Annotated in this window: 19 protein-coding genes; 5 read left to right on the top strand and 14 right to left on the bottom strand. The window is 28.2% G+C overall.

Translation table 11 applies throughout. The features are described 5' to 3' along the window. Window positions 1-52 precede the first annotated feature (52 nt). Both ABM4_RS06955 and ABM4_RS06950 read right to left on the bottom strand, forming a co-directional pair. The gene (locus ABM4_RS06955; protein ID WP_016358974.1) at window positions 53-298 is read right to left on the bottom strand and encodes a hypothetical protein; all 246 of its coding nucleotides are present in this window, start codon (window positions 296-298) and stop codon (window positions 53-55) included. Window positions 299-369: 71 nt separating this feature from the next. Further along, complete coding sequence (locus ABM4_RS06950; RefSeq protein WP_016358973.1) at window positions 370-2973, bottom strand: U32 family peptidase; 2604 nt, start codon at window positions 2971-2973, stop codon at window positions 370-372. A 150-nt stretch (window positions 2974-3123) separates the two neighbouring features. Between ABM4_RS06950 and tmk the strand changes: the two genes are divergently transcribed. Further along, a complete protein-coding gene (gene tmk, locus ABM4_RS06945; protein ID WP_016358972.1) occupies window positions 3124-3717 on the top strand; it encodes a dTMP kinase in 594 nt (197 codons plus the stop codon). A 1-nt stretch (window position 3718) separates the two neighbouring features. Here tmk and xseB read toward each other — a convergent pair whose 3' ends face one another. The 8 genes from xseB to mcm all read right to left on the bottom strand — a co-directional run bounded on the left by xseB (window position 3719) and on the right by mcm (window position 11431). Next, window positions 3719-3988: an exodeoxyribonuclease VII small subunit gene (gene xseB / locus ABM4_RS06940; protein ID WP_016358971.1), complete on the bottom strand. Its 270-nt coding sequence runs from the start codon at window positions 3986-3988 to the stop codon at window positions 3719-3721. 9 nt (window positions 3989-3997) lie between these two features. Then, a complete protein-coding gene (gene xseA, locus ABM4_RS06935; RefSeq protein WP_016358970.1) occupies window positions 3998-5386 on the bottom strand; it encodes an exodeoxyribonuclease VII large subunit in 1389 nt (462 codons plus the stop codon). A gap of 38 nt (window positions 5387-5424) precedes the next feature. Then, entirely contained in the window at window positions 5425-5640 is a 216-nt protein-coding gene (locus tag ABM4_RS06930) for a hypothetical protein (protein ID WP_016358969.1), read from the bottom strand. Between the two features lie 48 nt (window positions 5641-5688). Continuing rightward, complete coding sequence (locus ABM4_RS06925) at window positions 5689-6651, bottom strand: tyrosine--tRNA ligase (RefSeq protein ID WP_016358968.1); 963 nt, start codon at window positions 6649-6651, stop codon at window positions 5689-5691. Between the two features lie 42 nt (window positions 6652-6693). Beyond that, window positions 6694-7752 carry a 60S ribosomal export protein NMD3 gene (locus ABM4_RS06920; RefSeq protein WP_016358967.1) on the bottom strand — a complete coding sequence of 353 codons (1059 nt, stop codon included), beginning with the start codon at window positions 7750-7752 and terminating at the stop codon, window positions 6694-6696. Window positions 7753-7823: 71 nt separating this feature from the next. After that, window positions 7824-8237 carry a translation initiation factor IF-2 subunit beta gene (locus ABM4_RS06915; protein ID WP_016358966.1) on the bottom strand — a complete coding sequence of 138 codons (414 nt, stop codon included), beginning with the start codon at window positions 8235-8237 and terminating at the stop codon, window positions 7824-7826. 326 nt (window positions 8238-8563) lie between these two features. After that, entirely contained in the window at window positions 8564-9166 is a 603-nt protein-coding gene (hxlB, locus tag ABM4_RS06910) for a 6-phospho-3-hexuloisomerase (RefSeq protein ID WP_016358965.1), read from the bottom strand. Window positions 9167-9430: 264 nt separating this feature from the next. Beyond that, the gene (gene mcm, locus ABM4_RS06905; RefSeq protein WP_016358964.1) at window positions 9431-11431 is read right to left on the bottom strand and encodes a minichromosome maintenance protein MCM; all 2001 of its coding nucleotides are present in this window, start codon (window positions 11429-11431) and stop codon (window positions 9431-9433) included. 500 nt (window positions 11432-11931) lie between these two features. Here mcm and ABM4_RS06900 point away from each other — a divergent pair, with 500 nt between their 5' ends. Beyond that, the gene (locus ABM4_RS06900; RefSeq protein ID WP_232216516.1) at window positions 11932-12282 is read left to right on the top strand and encodes a hypothetical protein; all 351 of its coding nucleotides are present in this window, start codon (window positions 11932-11934) and stop codon (window positions 12280-12282) included. Window positions 12283-12720: 438 nt separating this feature from the next. Here ABM4_RS06900 and ABM4_RS06895 read toward each other — a convergent pair whose 3' ends face one another. Both ABM4_RS06895 and ABM4_RS06890 read right to left on the bottom strand, forming a co-directional pair. After that, a complete protein-coding gene (locus ABM4_RS06895; RefSeq protein WP_016358962.1) occupies window positions 12721-13329 on the bottom strand; it encodes an RlmE family RNA methyltransferase in 609 nt (202 codons plus the stop codon). Window positions 13330-13722: 393 nt separating this feature from the next. Next, on the bottom strand, window positions 13723-14253 hold the full coding sequence (locus ABM4_RS06890; RefSeq protein WP_016358961.1) for a metallophosphoesterase: 531 nt from the start codon (window positions 14251-14253) through the stop codon (window positions 13723-13725). Window positions 14254-14575: 322 nt separating this feature from the next. Here ABM4_RS06890 and ABM4_RS06885 point away from each other — a divergent pair, with 322 nt between their 5' ends. Beyond that, on the top strand, window positions 14576-15667 hold the full coding sequence (locus ABM4_RS06885; RefSeq protein ID WP_016358960.1) for a formate--phosphoribosylaminoimidazolecarboxamide ligase: 1092 nt from the start codon (window positions 14576-14578) through the stop codon (window positions 15665-15667). A gap of 361 nt (window positions 15668-16028) precedes the next feature. Here the strand turns inward: ABM4_RS06885 and ABM4_RS06880 are convergent, their stop codons facing one another. Then, window positions 16029-16538 carry a hypothetical protein gene (locus tag ABM4_RS06880; protein ID WP_016358959.1) on the bottom strand — a complete coding sequence of 170 codons (510 nt, stop codon included), beginning with the start codon at window positions 16536-16538 and terminating at the stop codon, window positions 16029-16031. Window positions 16539-16855: 317 nt separating this feature from the next. Then, window positions 16856-17323 carry a flavodoxin gene (locus ABM4_RS06875; RefSeq protein ID WP_016358958.1) on the bottom strand — a complete coding sequence of 156 codons (468 nt, stop codon included), beginning with the start codon at window positions 17321-17323 and terminating at the stop codon, window positions 16856-16858. Window positions 17324-17484: 161 nt separating this feature from the next. On the opposite strand from ABM4_RS06875, the gene ABM4_RS06870 reads away from it, so the two are divergent. Both ABM4_RS06870 and ABM4_RS06865 read left to right on the top strand, forming a co-directional pair. Beyond that, window positions 17485-18024 carry a DUF2115 domain-containing protein gene (locus tag ABM4_RS06870; RefSeq protein WP_016358957.1) on the top strand — a complete coding sequence of 180 codons (540 nt, stop codon included), beginning with the start codon at window positions 17485-17487 and terminating at the stop codon, window positions 18022-18024. 167 nt (window positions 18025-18191) lie between these two features. Further along, the gene (locus ABM4_RS06865; RefSeq protein WP_016358956.1) at window positions 18192-18854 is read left to right on the top strand and encodes a YitT family protein; all 663 of its coding nucleotides are present in this window, start codon (window positions 18192-18194) and stop codon (window positions 18852-18854) included. Window positions 18855-18884 lie beyond the last annotated feature (30 nt).

Here is an 18884-nt window from a genome sequence, read left to right as displayed (position 1 = left end):
AAAAAGCTTTTATTAAAATAATAAAAAATAGAAAAATTTGTATTAAATAAATTTATAATTGAAATGCAAATCTGTATTCTTGGTTTACAATTTTAAATCCAATAAATTCAGCATTTAGAATCTCAGCTATTTTATTTAAATCTTCTGTTTTAATTGCATTACCTATGTTAATGCTTGAGAATATGTTAATTATATTATCATCAGTAATAAGATAATTTAATTGATAATCCTCTTCTTTATGATAAGGTTTTACAACTTCTAAGATTTTTGCTTCAGTATCTTTATCTAAATCAGTCATGATAACACCTCTTTATAATTATTGTTACCAATAAAATATTTATACTTTTCTTTTTATGAAAATCCGATTTTCTAATAATTCTTATCTTCTAATCTTCTTCCGTCAATGAAATTACCATTATCTAACGGGGACTGGGAAATATTGGAAATGGTTTGCTTAAGAGATTCTCCATCTGTCTCTCCATTAATACCCTGGGTATATAATGAAATAATCTGAGATACATATTTCTCACTTGAAAATCTGCAATCAAGTACAATGTTTGTAACACCAATATTCTTTATGGTGTCTATCTCATCAATTAAACAAAGACAGTTATTATTGAAGAAATGACTAAATCGATTGTAGTCAAATCTAATTTTGATTTTAAGCTTACGTCTTTTATCTTCTAATGTCACATAATCTTTGTTGTCATTTAATTCGAGGTTTTTTCCTTCATTTAATTTGGAAAAATCATCTTTACTTGTCATAAGTTCAAGGTTTCCATGTACAAGTAATTCAAGTGGGAATTCTTTATTTTCCTCTCTTAATGTTAATTCTTTAATTTCATCTTTTGATAATTCATTAGAGATTGTAAGACCGTCAAATCCACTATCAATCAATGTATCAACAGTATAACTATTCCAAATATTGAGATTGTGGTGACCATAAACCTTACAGTCGAATACATCTGCAAGTCCTGGAGCATCACACATTACATTAATAGAAACCCCTTTTCTTTTAAGACTATTGATGATCTTATTGGATTTTTCAATGTCCTTTTCTGAGATGAATGAGGATAAAACCCAAACAAGTTCCACTCCATTGGCTATTTCATATGCCTTTTCCAGTTCTTTTGAAACATTATTGAAGAAGTCTTTCGGATCTTTATAGTTGAAGTTAGCGTCATAATAGACTCTAATGATTGGGTGTTTACAAACCTCCCTTAGAAGATTTAAATTATCCACATAAACATTTAAACCAATGTATTTGTTATAGTTTTTCTCATAATTGGATTCTGTGGCTTCTAGGAATTTACCTCTGTTTTTATATTCTTTTCCATACTTTTTAATTGATTTTTTAATATCCTTAACCTCATCCTTATCAGGTATATAATAATCAAGAAGAAGCTCGGAACCTTTATCTAGGATTTCTCTTCTGATTTGATTTAGTTTACTGGTTGGAATGAATAAACTATCTTTAATTTCTTCAACAGTTATGTCCTTAATATAAAAAGGAGTACCTCCAGTTTTTGACATTTGTTTTATAATCTGTTCCTCATCAATTGGTTTTTTAATAGCATCTTCAAGGGAATACTCTGAGGTATAATCGTATTGGACAGAGTCATCTTTAACTTCAAATGTAATCCTTCCGCTTATATGTCTGTTTTCATCAATTTTTAAATCTAAAGTCATTGGATAGCTTGGTTTGATTTGTTCTTTTGTATATTTCTTAAGTTTATCATGGGCCTCCTTGGAATAACTTAGGTAAACTTCAGTTCCAATGCGAACATCCCTTGTAGTATTCAATTGAATTTCGTTGTCTGTCTGTTTTATTATGTTGTCGATGTAAATACCTTTGATCTTTCCCCTATATTTAAATCCTATTCCGTCACCATTCTGAAGTGTAACTGGATGTTGTTTCTTGCTTGTATCAATGGTGATAAGTTCTCCGTCAATATTGGTAATCACTCCTATATAGATTCCCTGGTGATATGAACTTTCCCTTCCCATCACATCTCCTGGGGAATCATTTGAAATATATCCATTTGTGTAATATCTGTTAAAGGCTAAATCTAAATCATATTTTAATTCCTTTACGATTTCCTCTTCGGTTTTACCATCTATTGTAATTTCTTTATTGATTCCTAATTTCTCATTTTCTTCATGTTTTTTAAGGATATCTAGCATATTACGATATGAATGGACGATTGTACCTACATAATCTGCAGACTTAAGTCTACCTTCAATTTTTACAGAACAAACACCTGCATCGGAAATTTCCTTAAGATTGCTGTAAGTTGCAAGATCATGTGTTGAGATTAAACAGCCATTACTTATTGTATGGTTATGATATCTGAGCCTATATTGATTACGGCAAGGTTGGGTACATGCACCTCGATTGGCACTTCTGCCATTGTTAAATGAAGATATGTAACATTTTCCACTTAAACAGTAACATAAAGAACCATGACCAAAGACTTCAAGTTCCATAGGTATCTTATCTTCTTTTAATCTTTTTGAAATTCTGGATATTTCATTAACACTCATCTCACGAGGTAATATTACACGTGACATACCCTGTTTATAGGCCCATTTAATACTTTCATAATCTCTAATGGTCATCTGGGTGGATGCGTGAATTTCAAGATTTGGAATGAATCCATGGGCTAGATTTACAATTCCCAAATCCTGTATAATAACAGCATCAACACCAATTCTATAAAGATAGTGAAGATATTTTAAAACAGATATAACCTCTGAGTTATTCATTAATGTATTTACAGTAACATGTACTGTGGCACCATTTAAGTGAGCATATCTAACAGCTTGCTCTAATTCCTCAGAGGTAAAGTTTTCGGCAAATGCTCTTGCCCCATAACGATGTCCAGATAAATAAACCGCATCAGCTCCTGCATTTATGGCAATTACGAATATGTCATATGATCCTGCAGGTGCAAGTAATTCTTTAAGATTCATTTCATATCTCCTTAAAATTAATAAAACGATAATGGTAAATTTTTATAATTTGAAATTAAAAAACATTATATAATAATTAATTATTTAATCTTTATTTATTTTAAATTTATTAGAATATTTTAAAATTATTTAATTTATAATAGTGATTCTATGTATATTGTATTTGAGGGAATTGATGGTGCAGGTAAAACTACACAAATAGAACTATTAAAAGATTGGTTAGTTAATAATGGTTTTCAGGTAGAAACTGTAGTGGAACCTACAGATAGTGATATTGGTAAACTTATAAGAAAATTATTACAAGATGAGAATGCCACTTCAGAATATATGCAAAAAACATTGGGTCTACTTTTTGCAGCAGATAGGACATTGCTTATGAATGATATTGAAAGTTTTCAAAAAGAAAATAAGGTGGTCATTAGTGATAGATCTTTTTATTCTAGTTTAGTATATCAGGAACCTGCAGATTGGATTGAAGAGATAAATAAATTTGTTAAGATTCCAGATATGGTGATATTACTTGATTTGGATTTGAAAACCTCTGTATCTAGAACAGAGGGTAGGGATGAATTTGAAAATGAAGAGTTTTTATCTTCTGTTAAAGATAAATATCTGGAACTTGCAGATAAACATGATAATTTTACAGTAATTGATGGAAATAGTGGTCCTAGGATGGTTGCACATAATATTAAAATTAAAGTTGCACCATTACTTGGAATATGTAAAGATTGTATAACTGATTAATTTATTCGCTATTTTCCTCTAAATTAAAATCAATAATCTCTCCATTTTCTTTTACAATTTTGGATATGGAATCTTTGGCCTCTTTTAATTTTTCATCACAGGATTTAACCAATGTCATTGCTTTGTTGAACTCTTTTATGGCATCATCAAGTGGTATGTCTCCACTTTCTAACCTATTTACAATATCCTCTAATTCTTTAATATTCTCTTCAAAGCTATTGTCTTCAATGTTTTTTTGTTTATAATAATCTTCTAAGTTGTTGTTTTCCATTTTATCCTCTTATATTACTTTGGTATTAATATTTCCATCGTTGAATTCTACTTCTATCGTGTCCCCACTTTTAAGATTCTTTGATGATTTGATATATTTTCCATTGTGTTTTGCTAATGTATAACCTCTTTTTAAGGTATTTAGTGGGTTTAATAATTCTAATTTCTCAAATAACTCAATATATTTATTAAAATTCTTATCTAAAATATAGTTTGGATTCTTAATATGATAAGAATTCTTTAATCTATTTAACTGGTTCTCTTTTTTGTTAATAATTGATTCTGATTCAACCTTCAATTTATAGCTTATATTTGAGTATTCGTCATATTTTTTATTCACCAGGGAATAGGGGTTTTTTAAAAGATAAGAATCTTTAATCCTGTTTATGTCCTGTTCTTTATATTTTATTAAATTGTTGGCACTATATTCTAATCTGCTTTTAAAGTTATCTAGATCCAATTCCTTAAGTTCGTATATTTCCTCGGGATTTGTAAACAGACTTTTGGATTTAATATTCCCTAATTCCTTTTGATAGTTATCTATTTTATTTTCAATATTTTTAAAAGCCCTAGAATGCAGGTAATCAATTTTTGACTTAACGCTTTCTTTATCCGGTACAACTAATTCTCCTGCAGCAGTTGGTGTAGGGGCTCTTAAATCAGAAACGAAATCGGCTATGGTATAATCCCTTTCATGACCTACTGCACTTACTGTGGGGATGTTACAATAGGAAATCGCCCTTGCAACAATCTCCTCATTAAATGGCCATAAATCTTCAATACTTCCTCCACCTCTTCCGATAATTAAAGTATCAAGGTTATATTTCTGGCTTTTCCTTATTTGTTTTACTATGTTTCTACCTGCAAGTTCTCCCTGGACCAATGACGGAAATAATATGATTTCTGTATATGGCCATCTTCTTTTAATGGTGGTAATAATATCTTTAATTGCAGCACCAGTAGGTGAGGTTATAACTCCAATTCTCCTCGGAAACCTTGGTATCGGTTTTTTATTGTCCTCATCAAATAAACCTTCGGAGGATAATTTCCTCTTTAATTGTTCATATGCTACAAGTAAATCTCCCTTTCCATCAACTTGCATTCTTTTAACATATATCTGGTATTTACCACGTTCAGGATATAGGCTAACTGTTCCTCTGATTAATACCTGCATACCATCTTCAACTTTAAATTTAAGAAAATTAGCATAGGACTTAAACATAACCGCATTAATGGAACTTTTTTTATCCTTTAAAGTGAAGTAACAATGTCCACTTGAGTATTGTTTAAAATTAGAGATTTCTCCTCTTAAATATACCTTTTTTAAGTCTTGATCTTTATCAAGTAAACTTTTTACATATCTGTTTAGTTGGGAGACTGTTATGTATTTATCATCCATGAAAATCAGTTGTATATTAAAAGATAAAAATAGAAAGATTATTTAGGTTTAGAACCTTCTTCAATCTCTTTAAGTCTTTTTTCAATTTCATCATATAAGAATTTTTGAGCTTTTTCTAACTCTTCTTTGGAACCAATGAGTTTTGGGCCATATTCTGATTGTTTTAATTCAACATCGAATTTTTCAAATGCTTCCGCAAGCATTCTTTCTCCAACACCATTGGGAACTCTCATTTCATAATCGTCTTCATTCATTTTACCACCTTGTTTAGCTATTAACTAAAATTAAAAAATTCAGGAAATTTAATTTTTTTCCATAAATTCTCTTGCTGGTCTTAAAAATTCAATCATATAATTACTGATTCCATTTTTTAAGTCCATTGGATGTAAGTTACCTTCACCATATATTTTAATTAACTCTTCTTTAGTTAATTCAAGGTTTCCACCAAATTTCTCAGGTCTTTCAATAAGCAATGTTTCCTGGTAAGGATATACGAAATGCTCAGCTATTTCAATCATTGGATTGCCTTCGACTTCACCTTTTGGACAGTAACTTTTATTGATTTTATCTTTAATTGTTTCCTCGGAATCATCCACTGCAATAAAATTACCTTTACTTGAAGACATCTTATCTGCTCCATCAAGACCATGTAGTAATGGGGTGTGGATACAGACTGGTGGTTTCAAACCTAATTTTGGTAATTCTTCCCTTGCTAACATTTGAATCTTTCTTTGTTCAAGTCCACCTAAGGCAATATCTGTTTTAAGGGAAACCATATCTGCAGTCTGCATTAATGGATAAATTGTACTCGCTACTTTAGGGTTATCATCATCCCTGCTTACCATATCCATACTTCTTCTTGCTCTTTTTAAGGTAGTTAAAGTAGCTAATTGGTAAACAATATTGGTATATTCAGATTCTGTTTCAAAACTGGATCCTAATATATATTCTGTATCCTCATTAAGACCTAAAGCTTGGAAACATTTTTTATTATATTCTGCAGTTTTAGCTATTTCCTCAACGGTTCCCTTACCATTTAAGAATGCATGATAATCTGCAAGTAAAATCTTAATTTTAAATCCAATTGATTGTAATTGTTTTAATTTCATTATGGTAATTGCATGTCCTAAATGAATCTTACCGGAAGGTTCATATCCTGTATAAGCTATTGGGTTTTCTTTAGATAGTATCTCTTTTAATTCTTCTTCTTCAATTACTTCTACAGTTCCTTTTTTTATTAATTCGATCTTTTCTTCGTTATTCATATCATCACATTATGATTTTTATTTTTTGTAATTATGATTAGTTTAATTTTTTTTAATTGTAAGTAATGGGTAAAATATTTCATCTACCTTGACGACTTCTATTTCATCTCCAATATTAAAGTCCCTATACTCTTCAAGCATATCGATATCATATGCGGAATAGTCATCGGGATTTAATATCTCAAGATTACTTGGGGATTTTGATATTACTGAGGTTTTTTGAATATCCTCTTTCTTTTCAATAATTCTAACATTATCATATTTTGCCCATGAAAATGAGAATTTTTCACAGGTTTTAATATTGGATGCAAGGGTTTTATCTGCATTAATATCAATAATTTGGCCTATTTTATCTTCAAATTCAATAATGTCACCTATTTGAAATTTAGGAAGTCTTAAAGATACCCAAATTCTATATAATCTCTTTCCAGTAGATTTGTCCTCTGAGATAAGCCGTGGAGATTCCTTACTTGTTCCACCAAAGTGATTTTTAAGACCATTTAACACTTTCTTACCAGATTTATAGGATCCAATATAATAATCAATGCCCTCTTTTAAAACGGCCCTTTCATGAAGATATGCTAATTTATCTTTTTTAAATTGTTTATTTAAAACGTTATATATTATTTCATCGGCTTTCTGAATTTCTTCCGGTTTAAGTTCTCTTTCATCGGCTCTTAGTTGTATTACTATTTCATAATATCCTGAATTTCTTTTAGAACAGGTGGGACATGTTGAATTTTTGATTTGCACATTAGTATTATAATGTTCTCTTAATTCCCTTCCTTTAAATTCACCTATTGCATCAATGGTACACTCGGCTATTGTTCCTCTCATCTGAACGATTTCAAGATCGATGATTTCATCTTCAATCATGTCATCGATTTCGATGTTATCTTCAAGTGTACGGTAAATTATTTCCTCTTCAGGAATATCCTCATCAATCCATTTTCCTTGATAATATTTAGCATTACAATGTTTACATACTGTAATCTTAATGTTTTCAGGTATTTTTAAGAATTGATAATCTTTTAAAAAACAGTCAATACAAATATTACCAATCATCTCTTTATCAGAACTACCACATTCTGGACAAAACATAACTACACATCAAAAAATTTAATTAAGAAGTTTAAAAATAAATAAGATATTAAAAATAAAAAATAAAGAATTTATAATGGTTTAACTGGAGCTCTAGCACCACAAGCTAAACATTTAAGTAAGAAAATTCTGTCTTCCCTTACAATAATAGTATCTGGCCTATTACATTCATGGCAGATAACATATTTGTCAACATAATCTTCAATTCTTTCATTAATTAAATAATGAGTGAATTTACCTTGTAGGATTGCTCTTCCTCCTTCAAGGTTTCCCGCAGTACCTAATTCTCTTAATAAATATTTTAATAGATGTTGTGGATCTCTATTTAATTTTTCTGCAACATCTTTAAAGTTTTTAATAAAAGTTCTGTTTCCTTGAATATCAGAGTAAGCTCTTGGTATTTTAAACCTTTTTGTTTCGAATACTTCTGGAGGTAATTCGTCAATTGCTCTATTTAATAATTTTTCATATTCTTTATCTTCCATGAATATCACTCCTTTAGGTTCTTAATGATTAAATAATAATGATAATTAAATTAAAAATATTAATAAAAATATTATTTGATTAAAGTTATTTATAAAATATATTAAATATAATTATAATTTTAATCACTTATTAATATAACTTATATTTTGTTATTTTTTAATAAATTTTTAAAGTTCTTTTAAAAATAGATTTTTATTAAACATGTTAAGTTTATTTTATATTGTTCTAACAGAATATTTTTTTGAATCTTCAATTTTATGCAATAAAATAAAATAAAGTTTTTAAATTTAAAAATAGTTTTAAATAAATTGAATAGTAAATGAATTTATTCTAGTTTTGCATGTCTTGCTTTAAGATCTGCTTCGGTTTTACCCATTTTACCCATAAGTTCTGTTATAAGTCCGTCTAAGAAAACAAGGGATGTTATTTCAAAAGCAGTACCTAATGGTGTAAAGAAAGTATAATTTCCTTCTATCTGTCTATTGGTATAATCTTCACTTTCTGATTCTTTATCAATATCTTCTTTATTTCTTCCTTTAATATAAATATGGGTTTTAGAACATTTTGCTATACTGGAATCTTCATTTGAGGTCAAAGACATTACAAATGCTTTTCTTTCAATTGTCTTCTTTACTGCAGCAACAATTGATTCTGTTTCACCTGAACCTGAAACTGCAATTAAACAATCCCCTTCATTAATTGCAGGGGTAATTGTCTCACCTATAACATATGTACTGATTCCAAGGTGCATCAACCTCATTGCAAATGCCCTTGCAACAAGACCACTTCTTCCAGCACCCATTAAAAAGACGTTATTGGCATTTAAAATTCCATTTAAAAACTCTTCAATTGTATCTTCATCTAAATATTTTGTTGCAGTATTAATGTTAGCTAAAATCGCATTAATTGATTTCTTCATCATTTCCATAATAATTACCTATATCCATCTCATAATCTATATCTTTATATATATTTTTATAATTATATAATGATTATTATTTTTTTTAAAATATTATTATAATTCTAATAGTTTTTTATTTAATTTATGAAAAATTTTTAAAATTCAACATTTCTTATATTTCTATTTAAGAATGTAATGGAGGAAATTGGATTTTATTTATTTAAATTAAATTAAATGATTCTTATAGTATCTAGAAAAATCTAATTTAAAAGATTCAATTTTATTTAAATATTATACTCGTTTTAAATATCCATGACTTGGTTCATAGATAACTCCTTTTTGTTTAAGAGTACGTATAATACGTTCTGCTTTGTCTTCACTAATATTATAATTATCTTCGAGATTGGATATTAAAACATTTAATGGTGCTTGATCACCATATTCCTCTTGTAGGCTACTTATCTCTTCAATTACCTTCTGCATTTTATCCCTGTCTGAACTTGGGGTTCTTCCTTCAACTTTATCAATATCGATTTCTCCAGTTTCAGGATCAACACCAACCTCTTTAAGACAAGCCATTTGAAGTTTAACTGCCTCCTTAGCATCCTCAGCTTCAACTTCATCCTTTAATCTTATTTTTGCACTAGCCTCTGCTAAACGAATAGTAGCCTCTAATTGTCTTGCTGTAATTGGAACTGGTCCTTGTTCTTCAGATGAACTATTCCTGGTTGATACATAAAATTCTTTTAAAACATCCATTGCTTCATTGGTTAATTTTGGATTTGAATTTTTACGTGCATAAGCAATATATTTCCTAAGTAAATCCGGTTCAATTGCATACTCAACAGAGTTTTTCTGGTGGATATCAAGAATATGTTGTGCTAATTCTGAATCGTTTTTAACATCCGGTTTATCTTCAATTACAAATATCAAATCAAAACGAGATAAAATCGGGGATGGTAAATCAATTTGCTCTGCTAATGCTTTATATCTATCAAATCTTCCAAATTTAGGGTTTGCTGCTGCAAGTACTGAACATCTTGAGTTTAAAGTTGCCATGATTCCTGCTTTTGCAATACTTACGGTTTGTTGTTCTAAAGCTTCGTGAAGTGCTGATCTGTCTTCCTCTCTCATTTTATCCAATTCATCAACACATACATTTCCCTGATCTCCAAGTACAAGTGCACCTGCTTCAAGAGACCATCCTCCTAGTTCATCTCTTACTGCAGCTGCAGTTAAACCTGCTCCAGTTGTACCTTTACCACTGGTGTAAATACTTCTAGGAGCTAATTTGGAAACATATTTAAGAATCTGGGATTTACCGATACCTGGGTCTCCTACAATAAGAATATGAATATCTCCCCTTAATCTAGTATCATCCTCTAAGACTTTAGCAGCTCCTCCAAATAATTGTAGTGCAATTGCTTCCTTGACATTACGGTATCCTCTAATGGAAGGTGCTGTAGATTTTATGATTTTATCATAAATGTGGGGGTCCTGTGATAATTCAATGATCTTTTCCTCATCTTCTTCACTAATTTTTAATTCTTCAAATTCTTGTTCTAATGGTTCAATATGGTTAACATATATGTAATTTTTAAATTTACCACTTCTATCTTCCCTGAATGTTTTTAAAACTCCGGTTATCCTAACCTTGTCTCCAGGGTTAAGCTCATCTACAAGATCATCTTCAAGAACCATCAACATTTGTTTAGGTTCAGTACCTCCAGATAAGTTTTCTAAAGGTTCTTGCATACGTGCAGTCTGAGTATCAATATAATGTGATTCCTCTTGAAGTAACCTAAATGATCTTCCTCCACAGTTTGGACACATTGATGGTTCTACTATGTGATTCTGTGATGTTTGTTCTACTTCGTATTTTTTAGTACATCCTCTACATTCAAAAGTAGCAGTTTCAATTCTAGGTCTGATTTCATCTGTTTTTCTCACGATTCCGTCTGCTGCTACAAAACTTCCAATATATTTACTTAATAATATATTAAGAGGGATAACATTTGATAAATTAGCTATTCTAACATTAATATCTGCATTTTGAACAAGGGGATCAATATTTCTAATTGCAGATTGCGCTGCACTTAAAACATCATTTGGTGCATCGATTAGATGGTCAGCTAAATCTGGATCAAACATTTCCAAGTCATTATATTGGATAGTTATGGATTTTTCCTCAGGATATTTCTCTAAAACATCAAATACTTCATCTTTGTATTGTGTTGAGAAAAATTCCTCAAATTTTGTAATTGTTGTATTAACTTTTTCACTTGGACTCATAATATACCCTAAATTTTTAGTGTAATTAATGTTTGTAAATTTTTATTATTAAACTATATTATTTAAAAAATTTTTTATAAAAAAAATTTTTATTTAAAGTTGGAAAATCTTAATAAATCTATTTTTTTATTAGTCTGATTTTATTTTAAAAGTTGGAAAATCTTAATAAATCTATCTTTTATTAATTGATTTTACTTTTTATATAAAAGATTAATGTGGTTCTTTTATATTGTTTGTATACTCCAATATGGTGATTCGATTTTGAAAAACATCTATTTTTTGTATAATTATTTTTATAATTTTAAAAAAAGTTAAATTTATTAATTATTTTTTCAATAAACATATATGTTTAAGTTGTAAACTTAGTATATAATTTATTACTTTATAAAAATACGATTTTTTAAATTTTTTAACAATTTTTTAGAGGATTTTTTATGAAGAAATCAAGATTAAATTTGTTTAAATCTACATCTATGTTAGTATCTATATTAGGTGTCATAATGATAATTGCAACAATTGTTGTTGTAGCTTATATTGGTTTTAACATGGTCTCATCAGGCATTACTACTGGAATATCATCTGGAAATCAGTATGATGAGTTATCCGAATTAAAATCAAATTACTCCAATATAGAAGCTAAATTTAATGAAAGTTCTAGTTCAATGGATTCAGAACAATATGATGATTTGAGATTAGAATTAACACGATCAAGTGGGGATATTGATGATGTAGAAAGTGCTTTAGCCGCAGGTAAGTCTGCTGATGAAGTAAATAATAGGATTACTATTGCAAAACAGGAACTTAATCTTACCCGTGAAATGGTAGATAATGCTACAGGTTCTACATATTAATATTTTTCCTTTTTCTTTTTTTATCTATTTTTGTTAACTATTTTTTTAGTTTTAATTTATTTGTTTTTAAAATGTTTATTAATTGTATTCTATTTTTGTTAACTATTTTTTTAAATTGACTATTTGATTCATTGTTTTATAGGGCTATCCCTTTTATTTAGGTCTTAAAATGATTTTTTTTATTTTATTTAAGAATTCATTTTGTTATATAAAAATAAGCATCTCTTGTTATTTTTTGCAGATATCTTCTTATTATATTATCACATTAACTTTTGTTTGTTCTATAGAGATAGTGTTTTTTTATTTAATTGTTTAAAATGAGATATTTTATTGTTTTATTTAATTTTTTATTGTTTTATAAAAATAGATGTTTTTAAGTAATTTTTGAAAATTATAATGGTTCCAATTTAAAAAAAAAGTAGATTTAAAAGATTTTAATTATTTTTTAAATCCAATACCCACTATGTACATTTCTGAACTTTTTTTACGGGAGGATGGAGGCTTGGTTGTTTTTAAAATTTTAAACTTCTTTTTAATACCATCAATTAGATGTTTATATTCCCCGCCTTGGAATACTTTAATCACAATGTTTCCATGGGGTTCTAAAATATTGTCTGCAATGTCTATTACTACCTGAATCAAATCAATTGATCTTAGATGGTCCAAATCTTTAATGCCTGTTAGGGAGGGTGCGGCATCTGAGACAATTACCTTTGCTTTTCCACCTATGATCTGGGTAATTTTATTTTGAACCTCATCTGTTGTGAAGTCTCCTCTAATTCTATAGAAATTGTCTTCAGGTAGAGGTTTAATCCTATTTAAGTCAACTCCCACTACAATTCCTTCCTCTCCAACTTTTTCAAGTGCCACTTGGGACCATCCTCCTGGAGCTGCACCTAAATCTACAACAGTATCTCCTTTTCTTATTATCCTATATTTTTTGTCTAATTGTTTAAGTTTATATGATGCTCTTGAGCGATAGTCGTTAGCTTTGGCTCTTTTATAGTAAGGGTCATTCTTCCTTTCCATTTCCCATCTACTACCCATTTTATCACAATTCCTTTTTTTAATATAAAAACTAGTTAATTATTATTTACTTTATAATGGCTGTTTAAAATATTTTTACTTTAAAAAGTGATTTAAAGATTATAAATATTTTAATAAAAAAATAGTAATTTTATAATTTATTAATTTAAGAATTTTATTATTTCAATTAAATAAACTATATTGTTGATTTTTTTTGGTTTGATTTTTTAACTAGATAAATTACATTTTAACAATTAAGTAATTTCTATTGTTGATTTTTTTTGGTTTGATTTTTTAACTAGATAAATTACATTTAATTTCTAATTTAATTTGATTTATTATTAAATAAATTGGTTTTCTTAGTTTAAGAATTTTATTTCATCAATAAAATAATTAAATAGGTTTTAAAATTATTTATTCATGTTTTGGTGGTTTAAAGTTTAATGCGGCACATACTGGTTTTCCAACTTTTATAACATTAATGTCCACATTTTTATTATTAATTTCCATCACCATAACTGATGGGTCTGATAATCTGGGATTGGTAGGGCTTCCAGGATTTACTAATAGGACATCCCTTATTGTGTTAATTGATGGAACATGGGTATGTCCACTAACAAGTATGTCAGCATCTAATTCCCGTGCAATATAGTATAATTGGTCTAAATCTCCTTTAGGATGTACAATACCATGTACTAAACCTATTTTTAAACCCTCCTTTTCAATAATCCTTGAGGAAGGCAATTCCTCCTCTGTAAATGGATCCATATTTCCACGAACAGCCAGGGTAGGCGCTACCTTGTTTAGTTGGTCTATTACATCAAATGAACATATGTCTCCTGAGTGTAATATTAAATCCACATTTTCAAATGTTTCAAAAACTTTTTCAGGTATTTCTGTAGCTCTGTTAGGTAGATGAGTATCAGATATTAATCCAATTAACATTTTTATCACTTTTTTATTTATTATAATATAGTTTATCTAATTAGTATATAAAATATATTGGATTGAATTTTATTTAAGTTTTCATTGAACTATTTTTAATAAAATCCTAAATATTTAAATATTTATATAAAAATTTTAAATTTAATATTATTTTTATTAATTTGGATAATATTGTCATTTAATCGATTTTAAAGGACTTTTTTTCAAATTAGAATTCAAATAATTATTTCTTTCATGTTGGAAATATTAAATAAAAAATTTTATTACTTCTAAAAAACATAAGGTAAATTGTATTTCTAATTTTAGAAAGGAGATTTTAAAAATGGGAAAAGTAGATAAAAAGCATATTTTAGATATTTTAGAGGGATATGATAAAGATAATATAACTATAGCTACATTAGGAAGCCATACTTCTTTACATATACTTCATGGAGCTCAATTAGAAGGTTTTCATACAGCTGTTGTCTGTGAAAAAGGCCGTGAAGTTCCATATCAACGTTTCGGTGTTGCTGATGAGTTTATCATGGTGGACAAATTCAGCGATATTGTAAATGAAGATGTTCAGCAAAGACTTCGGGATATGAATGCAATTGTTATTCCTCATGGTTCTTTTGTGGCATATGCTGGATTAGATAATATTGAGGATAAATTTAATGTTCCTATGTTTGGTAATAGGGATATTTTAAGATGGGAAGCTGAAAGGGATAAAGAAAGAAAAATGTTAGTTAATGGTAATTTAAGAATTCCTCAGAAATTTGATGGTCCTGAATGTATTGACCGTGAAGTAATGGTTAAATTCCCAGGTGCTAGAGGTGGAAGAGGTTACTTTATTTGTTCTTCTCAAGAAGAATTCAATGAAAAGATTGAATCCATGAAGAAACGTGGATGGCTAACCGACGAAGATGTTCCTAATGCACATATTGAGGAATATGTATCCGGATGTAATTACTGTATACACTATTTCTATTCTGCTTTAGATGATGAAGTTGAATTGATGGGTATGGATAGTAGATATGAATCTAATATTGACGGTTTGGTAAGAATACCTGCAAAAGATCAAATGGCTTCAAATCTTTCTCCTTCATATGTTGTAACTGGTAATCATCCTGTTGTAATGAGGGAATCATTACTTACTCAGGCATTTGATTTAGGAGATAAATTGGTAGAAAGTGCTAAGGAATTAGTGGCTCCTGGATTAAACGGTCCATTTTGTTTACAAACTCTTGTAAATGATAATCTTGAACTGGTTGTATTTGAAACTAGTGCAAGAACTGATGGTGGAACTAACACATTTATGGATGGTTCCGCATACACTCACCTTAAATATGGTGAAGGTATGAGTATGGGAAGAAGAATTGCTGTTGAAATTAAAAAGGCAATTGAAACTGACCAATTGGATAAAGTTATCACATAATTAATTTAAATCTTCTTAAAGTTTTTTAAAATGGTCTTGATGACTAAAATATGTTTTTTCTTTAAAATAGTTAGTTAAATAATTTTTTAACTATTTTAATTATCTATTTTTATTATTAAGTTAATCTGTTAGATAATTTTTTTTTAATTATTTTAATTATCTATTTCTATTATTAGGTTGTTTTATAAATTATTTATTTTAAAAAGGACATTTGATATCTAATTCGGATATTAGCTAATGTAAAAATTTAAATTTATCGAAAATTAGTTAGAATCTAATTTTAAAATAATAATTATTAATGTTGAAAATAAGTTTTTTATATTTTAATAAGGAAAGTAAAAAAGAATTCTAATTATCCTTTTTACTTTTTAATGTTTTTGCTGGTTTTTCTGTTGTCTGTATTTTTATCCTTTTTGAATCTGTTTTTAATTCTATTAATTCCAGGTTCTGCAGGATATTTACCTACCTTGACATTTTTACTACCTTTTTTCTCGGCTTCAGCCATTTCTAAAGCTTGATCTCTGTTAACCTTAAAGAGATTACCAACAATTGATATAAATCCACCAATAATAAAACAAGCTATGACAATCATAATGTTCATTATAATTGGTGAAAATATTGGATTTACCATAGGTCCTAATAATCCATATATGGAAGCGATTGCTAGGAATATACCTGATAGACCACCTACAATAAAAGATTGTAAATAGCTTTTAGATTTATATCCTATATATAATGGCCCTATTGCTGAGAAAGGTATGGCCCAATCATAAGCGTATTGATATCCTATTACTGCTAAACCAACAAATATTCCGGTTCCAGCAATAAAGGCAGCAAAATCAAAATCATGTACCTCATCAGTCACACTCATTAAATCACCTTTTCTAATAGTTAATATTTAACTATTGATCCTTCAATAATTAGCTATTTTTAAGAATAAAATTTTTTCAATTCTAATATTAATTACTTAATTCTAATCTATTTAAGATAATATCTTTTTTAAAAATTTAATTCTTCAGTTCTAATTACTTAATAATTAAATTTTGTATTTTAATATTAATAAAATTTTATAATTGATTTTAATGTGGTGATTTTAACTAGTTTTAAATTTTTTTTATTTATTTAATCTTAAAAATAATTAAGGGGAATGAAAAATAATTAAAAATAGATTTTTTTTGAATTTAAAATTTATAATAATTTAATCTCATCTGCAAAATCTTTAATTTTCTTGTTTGGACTTTTCATTTCCTTTTCAGTAATGGAAAGGCTTTTTACAAGGTCTTTACCAGTAAGTTCACTAATTTTCTGGAATGTTTTATCATCACCATTAGCTTTCATGGTACAGAATGCACCAACCTTTTTGAAACGGTTTTTATTATTTTCAATATATGTTATTACAGGGCTTGCAGGTGATGATGCCCATACTGGGGTTCCAATAAGTACCAAATCATAATTTATTGGATCTTTAGTTGTCACAATTATAGATGAGCCTTTACCTATTACGGACTCTATTGCTCCTTTTAAATATCCTCCTGTACCAGTATGACTTTGATTATCCCTAATTTCTTCTATGTCTGCATCTAAATCTCTTCTTAACATTTCTGCAAATCTTTTGGTGTTACCGCTTCTTGAATAATATGCAACTAATATTTTCACATTATCACCTTTTCGGGTTTTTAAATATATTTTAGTAGTAATTAATATGTTATAATTAATAAATGTTAATTATATTGTATAATCAATATAACTTTTAATAATATTTTATTATTATAGTTAAATAATAATATTTTTTAACAATGTTTTTTCTGGTAATATATATGTTTGCAGAACTAGATGATATGATAAAAGGTCAGGACGATTTTAAACAAGATTTAGTTGAAATATTAAAGGATAAATCAAAAACTATTTCTGTCTTTGATCAAATGAATTGTACTAACGAGTTATGGGAAGGATTGAAGTTTGTTCAAGGAAAACATAAGAAAGATTTCTTTGAAACTTATTGTAAATATTTTATTTTAAGAATAAATGACATTAAAGACGATAAGAATGATTATGATAGTGAAACTTTTGACTTTGATGAGTTTGTAAAGTTTGTTGTAATGCTTGAAAACAATTATTATGAGATTGGTGATAAGGATGTTATGAGAAGTGAGGCATTCAGATCTATTTATGCAATAATCTCCCTTTATACTACTTTTGTATTAGAAGAGCCAATTCATCCTGTTGGCACTAAATTCCCTGGTGAGTTAGAAGTTGAATACGATGATGGTGTTTATTATTGTCCTGTAAAAGAGAATAATGTAGATAATCCTAAAGCTATTTGTCAATTTTGTATTGCGGAGCAATTAGAATACTAATTTTCCATAATTTCTTTAAGCAAAGGTTTCCAATTTATAATTTTTTTATTATAAATGATTTTAATTTTTACATCTTTTTATTTTTAATTACAATATAAAGATATTAATTTATACAATACCATTAATCTTTTTAATGCTGTTTAAGTTATTATATAATGTGATTAAATTTGAAAGCAAGAACAAGATTAATTAATTATTTTGTTGGTTTGTTTATAATGACTGTAGGTATCGCTTTTTCCATCAAATCCAATTTAGGTGTATCTCCAGTCAGTACGATACCTTATACAATGACTGTTGTTTGGGGTATTGAAATTGGAATGGCCACTATCATATTCCATTGTAGTCTTGTTGTATTACAAATTTTACTTTTAAGAAAGTCTTTTCAATATAAACAATTATTACAAGTGCCTGTAGGTATTGTATTTGGTTATTTTACTTCATTTTCAGTATATTTATTATCTTTTATTCCAAGTTCATCAAATATCATTATTTCATTAATTTATATTGCAATCAGTATTGTGGCTATTGCTTTTGGAATATTCTTATATTTGCCACCAAAATTAATTCCTCTTGCAGGGGAAGGAGCTATGGCTGCTATAAGTATTGTAAGTGGAATGCCATTTGAAAAGGTTAAGATTTGTTTTGATACTTCAATGGTTGTAATATCTTTAATCATTTGTTTAGCAATGATTAGGTCTTTAGGTAGTGTTGGGATTGGTACTATTATCTCAGCATTCCTTGTTGGTAGTACTTTAAAATTAATCATTTCTATATTTAAACATTTTAAAGGTTATAATCCCATGCTTATTAAACCAAATGATAACTCTTAATTTTTTTTAATTTTTAACTATTTATTTTAA

The organism is Methanobrevibacter sp. AbM4, from assembly GCF_000404165.1.
Lineage (GTDB): Archaea > Methanobacteriota > Methanobacteria > Methanobacteriales > Methanobacteriaceae > Methanarmilla > Methanarmilla boviskoreani.
This window is presented reverse-complemented; position numbering and strand designations above follow the sequence as displayed.

Excerpts from the sequence above, each read along its gene's own strand:
- ABM4_RS06955 (WP_016358974.1), bottom strand. The coding sequence starts at position 298 with ATGACTGATTTAGATAAAGATACTGAAGCAAAAATCTTAGAAGTTGTA.
- ABM4_RS06950 (WP_016358973.1), bottom strand. The coding sequence starts at position 2,973 with ATGAATCTTAAAGAATTACTTGCACCTGCAGGATCATATGACATATTC.
- tmk (WP_016358972.1), top strand. The coding sequence starts at position 3,124 with ATGTATATTGTATTTGAGGGAATTGATGGTGCAGGTAAAACTACACAA.
- xseB (WP_016358971.1), bottom strand. The coding sequence starts at position 3,988 with ATGGAAAACAACAACTTAGAAGATTATTATAAACAAAAAAACATTGAA.
- xseA (WP_016358970.1), bottom strand. The coding sequence starts at position 5,386 with ATGGATGATAAATACATAACAGTCTCCCAACTAAACAGATATGTAAAA.
- ABM4_RS06930 (WP_016358969.1), bottom strand. The coding sequence starts at position 5,640 with ATGAATGAAGACGATTATGAAATGAGAGTTCCCAATGGTGTTGGAGAA.
- ABM4_RS06925 (WP_016358968.1), bottom strand. The coding sequence starts at position 6,651 with ATGAATAACGAAGAAAAGATCGAATTAATAAAAAAAGGAACTGTAGAA.
- ABM4_RS06920 (WP_016358967.1), bottom strand. The coding sequence starts at position 7,752 with ATGTTTTGTCCAGAATGTGGTAGTTCTGATAAAGAGATGATTGGTAAT.
- ABM4_RS06915 (WP_016358966.1), bottom strand. The coding sequence starts at position 8,237 with ATGGAAGATAAAGAATATGAAAAATTATTAAATAGAGCAATTGACGAA.
- hxlB (WP_016358965.1), bottom strand. The coding sequence starts at position 9,166 with ATGGAAATGATGAAGAAATCAATTAATGCGATTTTAGCTAACATTAAT.
- mcm (WP_016358964.1), bottom strand. The coding sequence starts at position 11,431 with ATGAGTCCAAGTGAAAAAGTTAATACAACAATTACAAAATTTGAGGAA.
- ABM4_RS06900 (WP_232216516.1), top strand. The coding sequence starts at position 11,932 with ATGATAATTGCAACAATTGTTGTTGTAGCTTATATTGGTTTTAACATG.
- ABM4_RS06895 (WP_016358962.1), bottom strand. The coding sequence starts at position 13,329 with ATGGGTAGTAGATGGGAAATGGAAAGGAAGAATGACCCTTACTATAAA.
- ABM4_RS06890 (WP_016358961.1), bottom strand. The coding sequence starts at position 14,253 with ATGTTAATTGGATTAATATCTGATACTCATCTACCTAACAGAGCTACA.
- ABM4_RS06885 (WP_016358960.1), top strand. The coding sequence starts at position 14,576 with ATGGGAAAAGTAGATAAAAAGCATATTTTAGATATTTTAGAGGGATAT.
- ABM4_RS06880 (WP_016358959.1), bottom strand. The coding sequence starts at position 16,538 with ATGAGTGTGACTGATGAGGTACATGATTTTGATTTTGCTGCCTTTATT.
- ABM4_RS06870 (WP_016358957.1), top strand. The coding sequence starts at position 17,485 with ATGTTTGCAGAACTAGATGATATGATAAAAGGTCAGGACGATTTTAAA.